General features: G+C 71.1%; 18 protein-coding genes. 3 read left to right on the top strand and 15 right to left on the bottom strand.

Annotated elements, in window-relative coordinates:
- Window positions 1-3: 3 nt before the first annotated feature.
- The 3 genes from ACQEVC_RS31220 (at window position 4) to ACQEVC_RS31230 (ending at window position 4,127) form a co-directional block, all read left to right on the top strand.
- The gene (locus ACQEVC_RS31220) at window positions 4-1,014 is read left to right on the top strand and encodes an ABC transporter permease (protein WP_432884681.1); all 1,011 of its coding nucleotides are present in this window, start codon (window positions 4-6) and stop codon (window positions 1,012-1,014) included.
- The gene (locus ACQEVC_RS31225) at window positions 1,008-1,916 is read left to right on the top strand and encodes a carbohydrate ABC transporter permease (protein WP_432884684.1); all 909 of its coding nucleotides are present in this window, start codon (window positions 1,008-1,010) and stop codon (window positions 1,914-1,916) included. The genes ACQEVC_RS31220 and ACQEVC_RS31225 overlap by 7 nt, the downstream gene beginning before the upstream one ends.
- A gap of 108 nt (window positions 1,917-2,024) precedes the next feature.
- Complete coding sequence (locus ACQEVC_RS31230) at window positions 2,025-4,127, top strand: hypothetical protein (RefSeq protein ID WP_432884687.1); 2,103 nt, start codon at window positions 2,025-2,027, stop codon at window positions 4,125-4,127.
- 514 nt (window positions 4,128-4,641) lie between these two features.
- On the opposite strand, the gene ACQEVC_RS31235 is transcribed toward ACQEVC_RS31230, so the two are convergent.
- The 15 genes from ACQEVC_RS31235 to ACQEVC_RS31305 all read right to left on the bottom strand — a co-directional run bounded on the left by ACQEVC_RS31235 (window position 4,642) and on the right by ACQEVC_RS31305 (window position 16,553).
- Window positions 4,642-5,358: a DivIVA domain-containing protein gene (locus ACQEVC_RS31235; protein ID WP_432884690.1), complete on the bottom strand. Its 717-nt coding sequence runs from the start codon at window positions 5,356-5,358 to the stop codon at window positions 4,642-4,644.
- Complete coding sequence (locus tag ACQEVC_RS31240) at window positions 5,355-6,533, bottom strand: globin domain-containing protein (RefSeq protein ID WP_432884693.1); 1,179 nt, start codon at window positions 6,531-6,533, stop codon at window positions 5,355-5,357. The genes ACQEVC_RS31235 and ACQEVC_RS31240 overlap by 4 nt, the downstream gene beginning before the upstream one ends.
- A gap of 2 nt (window positions 6,534-6,535) precedes the next feature.
- Window positions 6,536-6,907, bottom strand: a complete 372-nt coding sequence (locus ACQEVC_RS31245; protein WP_432884696.1) for a group I truncated hemoglobin — start codon at window positions 6,905-6,907, stop codon at window positions 6,536-6,538.
- A gap of 349 nt (window positions 6,908-7,256) precedes the next feature.
- A complete protein-coding gene (locus tag ACQEVC_RS31250; protein WP_432884699.1) occupies window positions 7,257-7,976 on the bottom strand; it encodes a SanA/YdcF family protein in 720 nt (239 codons plus the stop codon).
- Between the two features lie 122 nt (window positions 7,977-8,098).
- On the bottom strand, window positions 8,099-8,737 hold the full coding sequence (locus tag ACQEVC_RS31255) for a MerR family transcriptional regulator (protein WP_432884701.1): 639 nt from the start codon (window positions 8,735-8,737) through the stop codon (window positions 8,099-8,101).
- Between the two features lie 216 nt (window positions 8,738-8,953).
- Window positions 8,954-9,418 carry a bifunctional nuclease family protein gene (locus ACQEVC_RS31260; RefSeq protein ID WP_318397067.1) on the bottom strand — a complete coding sequence of 155 codons (465 nt, stop codon included), beginning with the start codon at window positions 9,416-9,418 and terminating at the stop codon, window positions 8,954-8,956.
- A gap of 272 nt (window positions 9,419-9,690) precedes the next feature.
- Window positions 9,691-10,398 (bottom strand): transcriptional regulator FtsR, encoded by a 708-nt coding sequence (gene ftsR / locus ACQEVC_RS31265; RefSeq protein WP_432884705.1) that lies wholly within the window; start codon window positions 10,396-10,398, stop codon window positions 9,691-9,693.
- A 152-nt stretch (window positions 10,399-10,550) separates the two neighbouring features.
- Window positions 10,551-11,003: an oxoglutarate dehydrogenase inhibitor Odhl gene (gene odhI, locus ACQEVC_RS31270; protein WP_101365931.1), complete on the bottom strand. Its 453-nt coding sequence runs from the start codon at window positions 11,001-11,003 to the stop codon at window positions 10,551-10,553.
- A 214-nt stretch (window positions 11,004-11,217) separates the two neighbouring features.
- The gene (gcvH, locus tag ACQEVC_RS31275) at window positions 11,218-11,598 is read right to left on the bottom strand and encodes a glycine cleavage system protein GcvH (protein WP_432884708.1); all 381 of its coding nucleotides are present in this window, start codon (window positions 11,596-11,598) and stop codon (window positions 11,218-11,220) included.
- 68 nt (window positions 11,599-11,666) lie between these two features.
- Entirely contained in the window at window positions 11,667-12,671 is a 1,005-nt protein-coding gene (locus ACQEVC_RS31280) for a DUF881 domain-containing protein (RefSeq protein ID WP_432884711.1), read from the bottom strand.
- An 11-nt stretch (window positions 12,672-12,682) separates the two neighbouring features.
- On the bottom strand, window positions 12,683-13,015 hold the full coding sequence (locus ACQEVC_RS31285) for a small basic family protein (RefSeq protein ID WP_203866211.1): 333 nt from the start codon (window positions 13,013-13,015) through the stop codon (window positions 12,683-12,685).
- The gene (locus ACQEVC_RS31290) at window positions 13,012-13,914 is read right to left on the bottom strand and encodes a DUF881 domain-containing protein (RefSeq protein WP_432884715.1); all 903 of its coding nucleotides are present in this window, start codon (window positions 13,912-13,914) and stop codon (window positions 13,012-13,014) included. The genes ACQEVC_RS31285 and ACQEVC_RS31290 overlap by 4 nt, the downstream gene beginning before the upstream one ends.
- A complete protein-coding gene (locus tag ACQEVC_RS31295) occupies window positions 13,911-14,552 on the bottom strand; it encodes a CDP-alcohol phosphatidyltransferase family protein (protein WP_432884717.1) in 642 nt (213 codons plus the stop codon). Before ACQEVC_RS31295 ends, ACQEVC_RS31290 begins: the two co-directional genes overlap by 4 nt.
- A gap of 399 nt (window positions 14,553-14,951) precedes the next feature.
- Entirely contained in the window at window positions 14,952-15,344 is a 393-nt protein-coding gene (locus ACQEVC_RS31300) for a DUF2267 domain-containing protein (RefSeq protein WP_432884720.1), read from the bottom strand.
- A gap of 93 nt (window positions 15,345-15,437) precedes the next feature.
- Window positions 15,438-16,553 carry an N-acetylmuramoyl-L-alanine amidase gene (locus ACQEVC_RS31305; protein ID WP_432884723.1) on the bottom strand — a complete coding sequence of 372 codons (1,116 nt, stop codon included), beginning with the start codon at window positions 16,551-16,553 and terminating at the stop codon, window positions 15,438-15,440.
- Window positions 16,554-16,631 lie beyond the last annotated feature (78 nt).

Raw genomic sequence — 16,631 nt, forward strand, 5'->3', positions numbered from 1 at the left:
GCGATGGCATCGACCGAGCTTGCCCCGGGTGCGGTGGCTCCGGCCGCCCCCGGCGCGACGGGTCCACCCGGGGCGCCGCCACCGGACCGGCCCCGCCGGCGGCCGTCGGCGCGGCAGCGGCTGCGCCGCGACGGCTTCCTGTTCCTGCTCGGCCTGCCCGGGCTGGCGCTGATCCTGCTGTTCCACTACGTCCCGCTCGCCGGCAACGTCATCGCCTTCAAGGACTACCGGCCGTACCTGACGATCTGGGAGGCGCCCTGGGTCGGCCTGGCCAACTTCCAGGTCATCTACACCGCCGACCCGGCGTTCCTCAACGCGCTGACCAACACGCTGATCATCTCGCTGCTCCAGATCATCGTGGTCTTCCCGATCCCGATCGCCGTCGCGTTGCTGCTCAACAGCCTGCTCTCGGAACGGCTCAAGCGCGTCGTGCAGTCGGTGCTGTACCTGCCGCACTTCATGTCCTGGGTCGTGGTCGTCGCCCTGTTCCAGCAGCTCCTCGGCAACGCCGGGCTCTACAACACCTGGGCCCGCACCCACGACCTGCCGCTGCTACACCTGATCGGCAACCCCGACCTGTTCCTCACCCTGATCACGTCGCAGGCGATCTGGAAGGACGCCGGTTGGGGCACCATCATCTTCCTGGCCGCGATCTCCCGGGTCGACCTGGAACTCTACGAGTCGGTCGCGGTCGACGGCGGTGGGCGGCTGCGCCAGCTCTGGCACGTCACCCTGCCGGCGATCCGGTCCGTCATCGTCCTGCTGCTCATCCTGAGGCTCGGTGACGTGTTGACCGTCGGCTTCGAGCAGATCATCCTCCAGCAGGCCGCCGTCGGCCAGGACGCCTCCGAGGTGCTCGACACGTACGTCTACAACCGCGGCATTATCGACGGTGACTTCGGCATGGCGGCGGCGGTCGGCCTGGTCAAGGGCGTGGTCGGGCTCGCGCTGGTGCTCGCCGCCAACAAGATCGCGCACCTGTTCGGGGAGAGGGGGATCTACTCCCGATGGTGACCACAACCGCCGCCCGCGGCCGCCGCCGGTTGGTCAACGGCATGGCACCCCCGCATCCCGCCGTACGCGGCCTCAAGGGCATCGTGCTGGCTCTGTGCTGCGCCGTGGTGATCGTCCCGTTCCTCAGTGTCGTCGCCACCTCTCTGGCCGACCAGGAACAGATCACCCGGGCCGGCGGCTACGTCCTGTGGCCGCAGGACCCGACGTTCGACGCCTACGCCGCGATCTTCCGGGGCGGGGTGGTCACCCGGGCCACCCTCGTCTCGATCGGTGTCACGCTGGTCGGGTCGCTGCTGTCGGTGGCCGTGGTGGCGCTGCTGGCGTACTCGCTGTCCCGGCCGGGCAGCTTCGGCAGCCGTCCGGTGCTGATGCTCGTGCTGGTCACCCTGCTCTTCAACGCGGGCATGATCCCCAACTACCTGCTGATCAAGCAGCTCGGCCTGATCGACTCGTGGTGGGCGCTGATCCTGCCGCCACTGGTATCCGCGTTCCAGGTGATCATCGTGCGCGCGTTCTTCCTGGAGGTGCCGAAGGAGATCGTCGACGCCGCGCGCATCGACGGCGCGGGCGAGCTGCAGATCCTCACCCGGATCATGCTGCCGCTGTCCAAGGCGGTGCTCGCGGTGGTGGCGCTGTTCCAGGCCGTGGCCTACTGGAGCGCCTTCTTCAACGCGTTGCTGTACCTCAACTCCACCGAGAAGTGGCCGCTGCAACTGGTGCTGCGCACCTATGTGGTGGACAACGCCGCGATCGGCACCGACCTGCCGGGCGAGGTGGTCCCACCGCAGCAGTCCCTGCAGATGGCCATCCTGGTCGTCTCGCTCGTCCCGATCCTGCTCGTCTACCCGTTCCTGCAGAAGCATTTCGCCAAGGGAGTGGTCATCGGAGCCGTCAAGGGCTGACCGCTCCCGTCCCCCACCCGTACCCCGGCCGTGGCCGGCGTTGCCGCCGGTCGCGCGGTGGTGCGCGCCCGCCGCCCCGGGGGCCACGCCGACAACAGGAGGCCCGAGATGCCCGACCGTCCCGACCCGACCGGCACGCCATTCGCCGGTACCCGCCGCCGCGCCCTGGCCACCCTCGGTTTCGCCGGTCTCACCCTGACCGGGGGCCAGGCCGTCGCCACCGCCGCGCATGCCGCGCCGCCGAAGTCTCCCCGGGCCGCGGCCGACGACATCGCCAGCGTCGAGCAGTTGCGCGGCACGCCCGGCCAGACCGACGGCCAGCAGGTGCACCTGCTCGGCTACCACGCCGACGCGCCCGGCGTCGGCGGCGGCCCGCTGCACTGGGATGCGGACAGCACCGAACCCGACAACGGGGGCACCGTCTTCGCCGTCGCCGGGACCGCCACCGGCCGGTGGAAGCGGCCGCACACCACCCGCCTCGACCTGGCCTGGTTCGGCTGCACCGGAGCGGGGGTGGACGACGACTCGGCGCGGGTGCAGGCCGCCGTCGACACGCTGCGCACGGGCGGCGTCATCGAGGCCGGTCCCGGCAAGATCCGCCTGGAGCGCACCATCCGGGTACGCGACGTGCCGGTCACCTTCTCCGGCGCCGGCCCGACCGACAACGACGACTACGCCACCCAGTACGTTGTCGCGACCGGCGCCGGGCACGGGTTCCTGCTCACCAACGTGTCCGGCGGCGGGCTGCGCGACCTCGTGGTACGCGGCGACGGCCTGACCGGCGGCAGCCTGGTCGCCACCGAGGCGGTCGACGGCGGCCGCAACTACATGGTGTCGTTCGTCAACGTCCGGTTCAAGAACGGCTACACCGGTACGACCCTGCGCTCCTGCAACACCATCCGGTTCCGCAACTGCGTCTGGAACGGGTTCACCGGCCCGTACGTCATCCTGCTCAACGGGGTGGGCAACACGTCCCGGGCCGACCCGGTGGAGTTCGTACAGTGCGGCATCGCCGCCGGCTCCGGCAACACCACCACCGACAACCTGGTCATCGACGGCCTCGGCGGGTCGATCAAGTTCTTCGCGACCGCGGTGCTGTTCGGCCGGCACGGGCTGTGGCTGAAGAACACCACCGGCGGGTCCTACCCGAAGTTCGTCTACTTCGAGGGCGGCGGTTTCGAGAACGGCCACGGCACACCGGTGCTGCTCGACGCCGGCGCGCACGCCCAGTTCACCAACGTCTACATCTCGGCCGACAACGAGCACGACAACGTCCGGATAAATCCTGGCTTCACCGGCATGGCCACCTTCACCGGGTGCGTCATCCGGGGCTCCGGGCGCAACGGCCTGGACATCGCCGCCACCCGGGTCACCGTCACCGGCTGCATCATCGGCAACAACGGCCGTACCGCACATCCCACCTTCGCCCGCGTGATCAGCGGCATCACGGCGGGCCCCGGAGGCCGGGCCCGGGTCACCACCGCCGTCGAACACGGCTGGGAGACCGGCGACCGGATCACCATCTCCGGCGCGACCGGCAGCACCGAGCCCAACGGCACGTGGCGGATCGAGGTGGTCAGCCCGACGCAGTTCGACCTGCCGGTCACCGTCGCGCACGCCTACGCCGGCGGGGGCAGCGGCTACCGGCACGGTGCCGGCATCAACATCCGCTCCGGTGCCAGCCGGGTCGTCATCGTCGGCAACGCCGTCGGCTCGCTCGCCGACGGCATCAACCGGCAGGACTACGGCGTGGTCGACGAGGCCGGTGACGTGCTGGTCGCCGAGAACGACCTCAACGGCAACCTGGTCGGCCCGTATCTGCTCGCCGGGACGTCCACCGGGCAGGCCCGGTACACCGGCAACAAGGGTGTCGAGCAGATCGACGGTTGGCTGGCAGCCCGGGTGACCGGTCCGGTGGCCGACGGACTGTACGACTTCGGCAACCTGCTCTATCTCGCCGGGCAGCGCATCCGGGTGGTCAAGGTGACGCGTAGGCTCGCGGCCGGCGCCTGCGCCGTGCGGTTGGACGCGGACGGGGAGTCCGCGGGCGGTAACGCCGTCGGCGTGACCACCGCCGTGCAGACCACCGCACTCGTCGCGCCGTTCACCGTCGACGGCAGCGGCGACGCGCCGCGACTGCAGGTCCGCGTCCTCGACGCGGCCGCCGCCAGCGGCCTGGAGGTGCAGTTCGGGTACCAGTTGCTCAGCTGATCCGCGGTTGGCTGCCTCCCCGGCCGGGGAGGCAGCCAACCACCAGTGCCATCCAGTCGGCGGGCCGCGATCTCGGCCGACCGTCAGCCGCAGCGGGTGTTTCAGATGAGATGGTGGGTGAGACGCCGCCGGAGGACGACCGTGGTGATGCCGCCGAGCGCCAGCAGCGATGCGGTCTCGATAGAGCAGCCGCGCATGATCCAGGACCGCCGACCGGACGCAGGCTGCGACGTATACCGGTTCGGCGGTCTGCGCGTGCAGTTGGTCGTGAAGCCGGCCAGTCGGCAAGCACAGCGGCCACCCGAACGGGCCCTGCGCGAGGTCACGGAACTCGCGAGGTCACGAAACTCGCGAAGACAAGGAAAGGAACTGGTTGCGGAACGTACGGTTCCGGGCGCGACGGGTCGCCGGATCAGGCGTCACCCCGTCGCCTGGCCGGCGACCCCCCACGGTCGCCGGCACACCACCCAGGCCCGGCCCACCCGGTCACAGGCCGACGGGCCGGGCCGGCAGCCTACATCTGCCGAGGCTGCTCCGGACGCGGCGACAACGCCGGCCGCCCCGACGCCTGCGGCCCGGCCGCGACCGCCCCACCGGCCTCCCGGACGATCCGATCCATGGTCCGGGCCAGATGCTCACTGCCGTCGTCGAGATGCCGGGCCGCCGCCTGCATGTGCGAGATCATCATCTCGCCGAAGATCCGCAGCGCCTCCCGGGTCGCGACCGTGTCGTCGAAACTCGACCCGGCCGACGCCCGATAGTCCTGCACCGCCCGCTCCGCCTCGTTCCGGGCATCCTCGGCCGCCGCCCGCAGGTAGTTCTCGTACTGCACCCGGGCGTACTCGGCGACCCGGCGCGCGTAGTCGTGCGCCTGGGCGATGATCTGCTCGGCCTCCCGCTGCGCCGCCGAGAGCAGGTTGACCTCCTTCGCCCCCGGCAACTGCGGCCGGTTGCTGGCACTCGGCAACACCCCGTGCCGGTGCAGCTCCACATGGTCGTGCAGCCGCTGGTTCTCCGCCCGCAGATCCGCCAACTGGGTCGCCAACAGGTCCAACTCGTCGGCCACCTGGTGCCGGAACCGGTCGACGTCGCGGTCGTCGTAGCCGCGCCGGGTGAACGACGACGTGCTGAACTCCCACCGCCGGACCCGGTCCGCGGTCATCCGCACCCGGGGACTCGGACCCGACAGCGCCGTGGCGCGGTCGTACTCGCTGATCGGGCTGGCGCTCACTGCGTACCTCCGTCTGCCGGCCTATGCTCCTGCACCTCGCCGATCCGCCGCCCGGGCGCATACCACTGCCCACCCAGCGCCTCGTAGTGCAGCTGCCCGGCGTGGTAACCCGCCTGCGCCAGTCCGGTGACCGCGCCCGACACCATCGGATCGGACCCGCAGACGAAGACGTGCCGGTTGCGCCAGTCGCCGTCGGCGAGGGCGCGGTCCACCACCTGGACGAACTCTCCGGGGCGTGACGGGTCGGCGTTGACCACGTACGTCACCCGCAACCATGGATACGACGCCACCAGCTTCTCGGTCGCGTCGACGTCGTAGAACTCGGTACGGGACCGGGCGCCGACGTACGCGTCGACCCGCCGACCGCCGCCCTCGGCCGCCACCTGCTCCACCAGCGCCTTCAACGGCGCCCAGCCGGTGCCGTTGGCCAGCAGCAGCAGGTCGCCACCGCCGGACGCCTGGCGCAACGTCAGCCGCTCCCCCACCGGGGCCGCCAGATGCACCTGGTCACCGACGCTGGTGCCGTACACCAGCCGGGAACTCACCGCCCCACCCGGCGCCGCCCGCACGTGCAGCTCGATCGTGCCGTCGGTGCGGGGCGCGTTGCCGGGCGAGTAGTACCGCCACGCCCGGGTCGCCGGACTCGACACCCCGACCGACTGGCCCGCCTCGAACGGCAGCAGGTACTGCGGCCGCAGCGTCAGCACCGCGATGTCGAACGTCCGCGGCTCGTGCGCGACGACCTCGCCGACCCACCACGGTGGGCTGACGTTCTCCGCCGCCGTCGCGCCGTCGGTCATCACCTTCGCGACCAGTCCGTACGCCGCCGTCCAGTCCTTGGCCAGATCCTCGGTCCAGTGCTCGCCGAGGAAATGCGCCAGGGTGGCCAGCAGCGCCTCCCCGACCGCCGGATAGTGCTCCGGCCGGACCGCGAACTTGCGGTGGTCGGCGCCGAGGGAGGAGAGGAAGCCGACGAGCTGGTCCACCTGGTCCACGTTGGACACGATGTGGCCCAGCGCGGTGACCAGCCGGTCCCGCTGGCCGGCCATGTTCGTCGGGAACATCTGCCGGACGTCGGGATGCGCCAGGAACAGGGTCGAGTAGAAGTAGAGCGGCACCTGGTCGCCATGTCCGGCGACCAGGTGCCAGCTCTGCTTGAGACGAGCGACGTCCACGGTCAGACGCCCGCGGAGGTGCCGCTCGCCACCACCTGGTCGCGCACCGAACCCAGCGTCGCCCGCACGTCGTCCAGGATGTCGTCCGGCACGCCGAGCCCGGTCAGGGTGTCGATCAGGTGCACACCGACGAGGGCGTAGTGCTCGTCCGGGATCTTCAGCGGCTGGTGCGCCTCGGCCAGGCCCCGGCCGGCGTAGTTGTTCGGCCCGCCGAGCACCACGGTCAGCATCAACACCATGTGCCGCCGCTGCTCCTCCATGTTCACCGAGGTGAAATAGCCGGCCAGCTCCGGGTCGGCCAGCACCCGGTCGTAGAACAGCCGCACGGCCGCCTTGACCGACTCCGCCCCGCCGATCCGCTCGTAGTGCGTCACGCGGGCTGCTGCACCGTTACCGGTGGTCGTGGCGCCGTCCGCGGGGGACGACACGGCGCTGTCATGTGGATCCGTCACGGTCTTCCTTCCGGCGCGAGGGGGATCGCGCGGCGTGTGGGGGCGAAACACCAACAGTGCCGGCCGTCGGGCGGATGGCCGACGGGTGACACTGGGTGGGGACACTACCGCGCCCACCCGTTCTGTGTCATCCAACCCGAATCGGTGTCATCCATACCCAACCGGCTCGGCAATCGTCGAGCTCGATCCAATCCGGACCATCATCCCCATCGGACGCCGCCCCGGCCACCCCGGTCACGCTGCGCGACGAACCACTCCATCGCCCGCACCGTCAGCCGGCCAACGCGTCCCGGACCCCCGGCTCAGCCGGGCCCAGGAACACCGGATCCCGCCCGCTGAGCACGTCGTAGACCGCCTTCACCGCCGCGAAGTGCTCCCGGAACCCGCCCCACCGCCAGGCCCGCTCGAACCGGCGTACCGAGTCGTCGCCGACACCGACCGCGTCCAGACCGACCCGCCGGCACACCGTGACCGCCCGCTCGATGTGGAAGCTCTGGGTGACCACAATGGTCCGATCGACCCCGAAGACCCGACGGGCCCGTGAACACGAGTCGTAGGTGTCGAACCCGGCATGGTCCTGCACCACCAACCGGGCCGGCACACCCCGCTCCACCAGCCAGCGGCGCATCGCGCCCGGCTCGTCGTACGCCCAGCTCCGGTGGTCGCCGGAGACCAGGATCGCCCGGACCTTGCCCGCCGCCAGCAGCTCCTTCGCCAACTCCAGACGCGCGGCCAGGAACGGCGCCGGGGTGCCGTCCGGATACACCCGGGCACCCAGCACCAACGCGACCGGCGCCGCCGGAACATCGGCCGGCGCGTACACGTGCTCCCGCGCCGACTGCCGCACCCACACCACGCTGCCGACCACCGACACCGGCAACAGCAGCAGCACGACCAGGGCCCCGAGCACGAACCGGCGACGCCAGCGACGCCCGGCGACCCGACGCGGACGATCGGAGCCGGACGACTCCGGCGACGAAGCAGACGGCATACCGCCAAGTATGCGATAACGATCAAGGGGGCGGGCGGCGGCAACCCGAGCCACGCACCTTCCCGGCGCCGGGCCGGTACACCTCGACAACCCCGACCCGGACGGACCGGCCCGGCGCCGGGTCAGCCCGCGCGCCGCCGGGCCCGCCGGGCCGCCAACTCGTCGCCGGCCTCCACCGCGGCCGGCTCCGGCGTCTCCCCCGCCAACGGCGTCTCCCCGGCCGGCTCCGCCGGCAGATGCGACAGCGAGCCCTGGACCTCCTTGAACGCCCCACCGATGGCGATCCCGAACACCCCCTGCCCACCCTGCAACAGGTCGACGACCTCCTCCGGAGACCGACACTCGTAGACCGTCGTCCCATCCGAGATCAGCGTGATACCGGCCAGGTCCGCCACCCCGCGCGAGCGCAGCGCGTCGATCGCCCGCCGGATGTTCTGCAACGAGACCCCCGCGTCCAGCAGCCGCTTGACCACCTTCAGCACCACCAGGTCCCGGAACGAGTAGAGCCGCTGCGTCCCCGACCCCGAGGCATCCCGCACGCTCGGCACCACCAGCGCCGTACGCGCCCAGTAGTCCAACTGCCGGTAGCTGATCCCGACGGCGTGGCACGCCGTCACACCCCGATAGCCGACCGAACCATCCTCCACCGCCGCCCCGCCGGCCGGGTGATCCTCCGCTACCCCAGGAGGCCCCTGGACGTGCCGCTGATCCATACCCTGGGGATTCGACCTACCCGGATCAGGGTCCTGTGGCTCATGCATCGGACAACCTCCCCGCCCGTGCGGTGACACGTCGTTTCCGGGACGTGCACCCCTCGACAGGCCCAACCCTATAGCCCGGCTGGAGGGTTGCCCCGCAGGAAATGCCGCGACACGCCGCACACGGGGATCACCGCAGGGTTACCCCAGGACGAATCGATCGTTACCCGACCGGCAGAAGCACGACCCGCCGTCCGCGCCGTCGCCACGGTGCCGCAGTCAGCCGGCGAAGTCCTCCGGGCGGACCTGCTCCAGGAACTCCCGGAACTTCTCCACCTCGTCCTCCTGCTCATCCGGGATGATGATCCCGGCCTCGGTGAGCACCTGCTCCGCACAGCGGATCGGCGCACCCACCCGCAACGCCAACGCGATCGAGTCCGACGGCCGGGCCGACACCCGCAGACCGTCCCCGATCAGCAGATCGGCGTAGAAGACGTTCTCCTTCAACTCCACGATCTCCACCGCCCGCAGCGGCGCCTGCAACGCGGAGAGGATGTCCCGCAGCAGGTCGTGGGTCAGCGGCCGGGCCGGCTTGACCCCCTGCTGCTCGTAGGCGATCGCGGTAGCCTCCACCGCCCCGATCCAGATCGGCAGATAGCGGTCGCCCTCGACCTCTCTGAGCAGGACGATCGGCTGGTTGGTGGGTAGCTCCACCCGAACCCCGACCACGCTCAGCTCGCGCACCGCCGCCTCCGTGTCGCCGTCGTCTCTTCCCCACCAGCGTCCTGCGGCGGCCGATGCTACCCGCCGCCGGGGCCGGTATGCCCCTTCCCTGCACGGTACACGGGCTCGGATGACACCGCCCCACCCGCAACCGCCGCACCGCACGGGTTACCCCGGGAAGCGTACGCCACGCCCGCCGCCGCAGATCTTTCCTACCGGCCGAGTGCGCCAGGCCACACCCGGCAAGCCACCGGACAACCACCCCAGGGCGGCACATCCGCCGCCCTGGGAGGTCACCGGCCCAACGTCCCGCGCAGCCCCACCCGGACCAGCGCCGCGTGCAGCCGCTGCGACAGGCCGACCAGCTCCCGCGCCGCCTCCGCCGCCCGCGCCCGGGCCGCCGGATCGTTCTGCCGGGCCAACGGCGACACCAACTGGGCGAACAACCCCACCTCGCGATCCGCCGCCGTCCGGTAACCCCGCAGATGCCGGGGCTCCAACCCGTACGCCGCCAACCCCGCCACCGCCTGCGCAATCACCAGCGCGTCCGTGTCGTACCAGCCGGGCGGCTGCGACACCACCAGACCCATCCGCTCCAACTCGGCCAGCAACGCCTCACCGAGCCCACTGCGGGACAGCAACTCGGTCCGGTCCAGCCGGGTCTCCGCCGACTCACCGACCGCAGCGGCCGGCTCCCGACCCGGCACCTCGCCGTCCGGCCCCACCGCCACCAGCGACGGCCGATGCCGCTCCGGACCCGACAACCCGTCCCGAGCCGCCTCCGCGAGCTGCTCCCGGATCACCCGCAACGGCAGGTACTGGTCACGCTGCGCGGTCAACACGAACCGCAACCGCGCCACGTCGTCCCAGCTGTACTTGCGGTAACCCGCCGGCGTGCGTTGCGGCTCGACCAGACCCTCGGACTCAAGAAAGCGCAGCTTGGAGATCGTCGTGTCGGGAAACTCCACCCGAAGCTGCGCCAGCACCTCACCGATACTCATCAGTGAGCCCTTGTCGACCTCCCCCTGCGGTCCGTCGTGGCCGCGGGTGGAAGTCGAGGGGTGCGCGCCGCGCAGTTCAGGTGGAAAAAGGTTCGGTGGCTGGCCCCGAGCGGCCGTCCCCGGCCCGGGAACAGCCGCCGCCGCACTCTCGCTCACCCCCGGACGGCCCCCTCCTCCGGACGCGGACCGGCGATGAAGACCAGCCGGAACTTCCCGACCTGGACCTCGTCGCCGTTGCTCAGCGTCGCTGCCTCTACCCGCTCCCGGTTCACGTACGTCCCGTTCAGGCTGCCCACGTCCCGGACGGTGAACGTGCCACCGTCCCGGTGGAACTCGGCATGCCGCCGGGACACCGTGACGTCGTCCAGGAAGATGTCACTGTCCGGGTGCCGGCCACTCGTCGTCACATCGTGATCCAGCAGGAACCGGGCGCCGGCATTCGGACCACGCCGAACCACCAGCAACGCCATACCCGGAGGCAGCGAACCTGACATCCGGCTCGGCACGACGTCGGTCTCGGGCCCCTCCAACATCTCGTCGAGAGAACCAAGGTTCAGCGTCGATGTGACGTCGAGTGGGGGGAACTCGTCGTCTGGGCGCGTCATTGGGACCACCTCACGGATCTGTTCGGTCGGCGTCGGGTGTTACGGGTCTGGCCGCCGGGCGCCCTCAGGGCCCAGCGGCTGGCTCCCCCGTGCCCGGGAAGGCATTTCCGCAACGCGCAACTATTGGTTCTCGGTCGACTGGGCGAGCCTAGCCAGCGCCGAAATACAGGGCAACCAGACGCGCGGACACAACCACGCGACGGCGTCACCACGATCAGCTCTCGGTCAGCTCCCGATAAGCCTCGGCGGTCAACAAACCAGCCACCGCCGACGCGTCACTGGGCGCGATCTCGACCAGCCAACCCGAGCCGTACGGGTCGGTGTTGATCACCTCAGGGGTATCCGTGAGCTGCTCGTTCCGCGCCACCACCGTACCGGTCAACGGGGCGTAGATCTCCGAGACGCTCTTGGTCGACTCGACCTCGCCGAACGATTCGCCGGCCTGCACCGTCACACCCTCGTCGGGAAGCTGGACATAAACGATGTCGCCCAGCGCGTCCTGCGCGAAGTGGGTGATGCCCACCCGCACCGGTCCGCTGCCGTCGCCAGCCACCCACTCGTGCTCGGCGGTGTACCGCAGGTCCTCAGGAATCACCAGACGCGTCCTTCTTCGTCGCACAGCCAATAACCGGGACGCCGTGTCGCCGCCCCGACCGCGCCCGGTCAGGAGACCGGACGCGCATGTTGCAGATCCTTCGGCGGGCTGAGGGCCGTCACGTCGACCACCTCCCGCTCCTGGATCGCCACGTTACCGCCGTCCCCGCTGACCGACGCCACCACCCCGCCCGGGATGTTCAGTGCGGTTTGCATCGTCTTCGGATCGCCGATCACCGAGATCATGTACGGTCCGGTCAACCGCCGTCCACTCACCGAGATACCGCCGTCCGCGTCGAGGAAGTACGTCGACGCGATGATCCGCACCGTGGCACCGTCACCGCCGGAGATCTGCATCGCCTCCGCCCCCGCGCCCCGCAGCTCCTGCACCGCGTCCAACACCCGCGACGCCGCGATCGGCTTGCTCACCGGCATGAAGCTGACCGTCAACCCCGGCCCCCGGGCCGGCAACGTCCCCGCCAGGATGCCCAACTCGTCGGCCCGCCGGGTCGCCTCGTCCAACGCCGCCTGCCGCCCCTCGGCACCGGAGTTCAACTGCCGCTGGCTCTCCTCCAGCGCCGCGATGTCCTGCCGGACCCGCTCCTCCTGCGCGTCCAGGTCCGACAGGATCCGCACCAGGTCCTCCTGGCGGGTCGTCTCCAGCGACGCGTCCGTGGAGTTGGTCCGCAACTGCACCGCCAGGGTGAACCCCAGCAGCGCCAGCAGCACCCCGATCATCGCGTTCGCCGCGGTCAGCCGGGGCAGCAGCCGGCGAACCGCCGACACCGGGCCGACCGGCTCCGGCGCCGGGATCGGCACCGTCTCGTCGTCTCCCGGCAACGGCACCGTCGGCCCGTCGTCCGTCGACAGCCGCACTGTGGGCCCGTCGTCCGCCGAGACCGTACTCCGGTCGGCGTCCGGCTCCGCCCCACCGTCCGGCTCCGCCACAGCCGGCCGGTTCGCGGCGGCGTCCGGCGACTCCGGCGTACCCGGGGGCTGGTCCGCCGGCGAACCACCCGGCACCGCACCCACGGCCGCCTCGTCCGGACTGTTCTGCTCGCTCGCTCCCGCCATCGCCGTCGAACCTACGCCCGGAACAGGTGCCGGCGAATGGCCGCCACGTTCCCGAAGATCCGGACCCCGAGCACCACCACGACACCGGTGGACAACTGCCCACCGACGCCGAGCTGGTCACCCAGGTAGACGATGAGCCCGGCGACCAGCACGTTCGAGATGAACGAGATCACGAACTGCTTGTCGTCGAAAATGCCGTCGAGCTTGGCCCGCACCCCGCCGAACACCGCGTCCAAGGCCGCCACCACGGCGATCGGCAGGTACGGCTGGAGCGCCGACGGAACCGTCGGATCCAGCCAGACGCCGAGCAACACCCCGGCGAGCAATGCGAGCACAGCGATCATCGGCCGCCTCCATGCGGACTCGGGGACCCCCCGCCACTCGCCGACGACCCGGACGGCGTCGGGGTGGGCTCGGGCGAGGGTGTGGCGTAGCGCAGCCGCGGCTCCGTCGCGGCCGGCAGAGTCAGATCGTCGACCCGACGGAACTCGAACGACATCCCGTGCTCCTCGGAGACGCTGTCCAGCAACCGCGCCGCCGCGCTGTCCCGGAACCGCCGCTCCAACTGGCCGGGACCGATCGCGGACACCTCGTACGGGCCGATCACCGGTTTGAAGTCGACCAGAATCGCGCCACCCGCAGCCCGGATCGTCGAGGTGGCGGTCAGCCGCTGCCCGTTGATCGAGACCGCCTCCGCCCCGCCGCTCCACAACGCGTTCGCGATGTCCTGGAGGTCCCGGTCGAGCACCCGGCCGAGATTCGTCCCGCCGGCACCGGTGACCGCGTCCGGCTCCTCGGGCGCGTCCGCGACCCGCACCACCAGACCGTCACCGCGGACCCGGCCCAGCCCGGTGGCCGCCTCCAGATTCCGCAGGTTCGCCGCCGCGCTGCCGGACAGCGCCGCGTCCCGCTGCCGGAGCACCTCGGCACGCAGCCGGTCGGCCCGCTCGGTCAGCGCGGCGGTCTCGGCCTCCCGCTGCTTGATCTGGCTCACCAGGCCGGCCCGCGCCTTGCTGCGACTCGGCTCCGCCGCCACCGTCTGGCGGTAGGCCATCGCGAGCAGCAGCCCCAGCACGACCAGGGTCACCAGGGTCACCGCCCGGGGCGTCGACCGGCGCCACCCGGTGGCCGGAGCCGAGCGCCGGCGCCGCTCGGCCGCGTCGGCGTAACCGGGGTCGAGCGGGTTCTGGAACAGCTCGGTGAGGAAATCGGCCGCGTACGTCCGCTTGCCCTGCCCGGTCATCCCACCTCCGCCCGTGCCGCCCGGATCAGCCGGCCCGCCTGGATCAGGTAGAGCCCGCCGGCCAGCCAGTACAGGCCCAGTCCCCACAGTGCCAGCCCCCAGCCGATCGCCCCGGCGGCGGTAGCCGCCCCGGGCACCGTAGCCGCGAGCAGCAGTACCGGAAAAGCGGCCAGTAGGACGAACGTCGCCGTCTTGCCCAGATAGTGCACCGGCGGGGGGCGGAAGCCGAAAAGGCGCAGCACGCCCAGATTGGCGGTCATCACGACATCCCGGGCCAGCAGCGCGACGGTGAACTGCCACGGCACCACGTCGCGCACGGTCAGCGCGACCAGGGTGGCCAGGATGTAGAGCCGGTCGGCGACCGGGTCGAGCAGCTCGCCGAGCCGGCTGACCTGGCGCAGTCGCCGGGCGACGAAGCCGTCCACCCAGTCGCTCATGCCACCGACGGCGAGGACGACCACGGCGGCCGCGTCCGCCTCGGCGACCAGGAAGAGGTAGAGGAAGAGCGGTACGCCGAGCAGCCGGACGAAACTGATCAGGTTGGGGACGGTGAGGATCCGCCCCGTCGAGCCGGCAGGCCCGGCGGCGGCGTCACCGGTTGGCTGGGCGTCATCCGCCCGCGCCGGCCGACGCGACACCGAACCTCCCTCTGCGCCACGGCCCGGCGTCCGCACGATGGCGGAGGACGGTCCAGAACCGGTGCGCGCTCCGGCCGACCTCTCCCCCGGGAACGGTGACGCATTCCGGACGAGTGACGGCACCTGACGCAGCCCCGGTTACGGCGTATTCGGCTCCCGTGGCTGCTCAATTGCCGTGCCACTATATCCGGCCCGATTTTGGCGCGGCCGTCCGTGTCCGGCGTCCTCTGTTTTTGCTGGCTTCCTGTGACTGGGCGCACGTCCCGTAAGGCATCCTAGGACGCTAGTTCGGGAGCTGGAACCGGCGACCACGAGCAGGCGCGGCCAAGCGGGATCGAAGACGGCTCTGGCGCTGGCCGGGCTGGACCTGTCCGGGGCGCGCAGAGGTGGATCGGCTGCTCAGCCGCTCAGGCCGGCCCGGCCGAAGAGTACGGCGTACCCGGACGGGAGCTGGGTCAGCACGTCGTTGAGCTCACCGCCGGAGATGGCCTCGGCCACGGTGCACAGCACCGCGCTGGCGTCCCACTCGGCGGTCCGGGCCGTCGCCCCCGCCCCGGTGGCGACCCGGCCCAGGAACTCCCGTGCGCCGAACGCACCCGCGACGCCCTGCCCGGCCGAGATCAGGGTCGCGGCCAGCGGGCCGGGCAACTGGGCAGCCAGATCCTCCGCCTCGTCCGGGTGCAGCCGCTGGGCAAGGATGCCGAGCACCAGGTGGGTCACCCGTTCCGCCTCCGCCGAATCGGCGTACTCGCCGCGGTCGCGCACCTTGGCGACGAACTCGTCGTACCGCACTCCCCCACCCCCTAGCCAGCCTCCGGTACGCCGATACCCGCCGGCACGCCGTTGATGCGTTCCGGCGGGTATCGGCGACGGAGTCGGTACGGGTCAGACCCGGGTGACCCGTACCGCGTCGGCGATCACGTATCCGGTGGCGCCGCTCCACCGGCTCACCCCGACCACGTTCTTGTCGCCGGCGGTCAGCGTGAAGGTGCCCAGCGAGCGCCACGTCCCGCCGCCGGTGCTCTGGTCCACCACCACCGTCTGGTTGCCGCTCTTGGCCAGCACGATGTACGGGGTGGCGGTGTTGTAACCGGCGATGCCCGGGTACCAGGCGTCGATCCGGTACGTCCCCTCGGCCGGGATGTTCACCTTGTAGTACGCCACGTCGCTGATCGCGGCCGGGTCGGCGTACCGGTAGTCCGCACCGTACCGCTCGGTGGAGTACGCCGAGGTGAGCCAGTTGGCGCTGGCGGTGAACCGGCCGCTGGTGGTGTTGTCGACGATCGCGCTGAAGGCCGGCGGCGGGGTGGTGCCCCCGTCGAGCGCGTCGGCGACGTCGGCGCGCAGTTGCGGGAGCATGCCGTAGAGCACGTTGCCGGGGCAGGCGGTGGCCACGTAGTCCCGGTGGCCGTAGATCCGCGACGCGGCGATGCCGTACTGGTCGCAGATGTACGCGCAGAACTGCACCAGGCTGTCGTAGAGCGCGGCCGTCGGGGTGGCGCTGGTGTAGGTGCCCTCGTTCTCGATCCCGATGCCCTTGTCGTTCTGGCCCGGGCAGTGCGCGCCGACCACCATGCCGCTGCCGGCACGCAGCCGGGACAGGCTGTTGTGCCGGCCCTCCATGATGTAGCCGCCACGGCTGATGGTGAAGTGCTGTCCCGAGTCGGACCAGCCGTTGCCGTCCATGTGGAAGTTCTGGATGCTGCGGGCCATCGCGTACGCGTGCGCCTGGGTGTAGTTGGTGGTGTTCGAGCCGGCGGTGTGGTGGATCACGATCTTGTCCGGCGAGGACGAGATCACGCTGAGCGAGCCCGGCGACCGGGCCCCCCAGGTGGCGCAGCTGGCGATGGTGGGTACGGGCACCGCGAGCGCGTCGGCCTCGTCGGGCGCGGCCAGCGCCGGTGGCGCGCCGGCGATCGACAGGCCGCCGGTCGCGGCGCCGACACCGAGGAAGACCGCGCCGCGTACGACGTCACGGCGAGACAGGGGGTTGCCGGTCACGTGGACCTCCAGGTGAACGGGGGTTGAAGGTTTCTTTGATGACGGCGGGAGAGATTGAAGGAATTCTTACCAGAGGAT

The organism is Plantactinospora sp. CA-294935, assembly GCF_050936445.1.
In the GTDB taxonomy this organism is placed as follows: Bacteria; Actinomycetota; Actinomycetes; order Mycobacteriales; family Micromonosporaceae; genus Plantactinospora.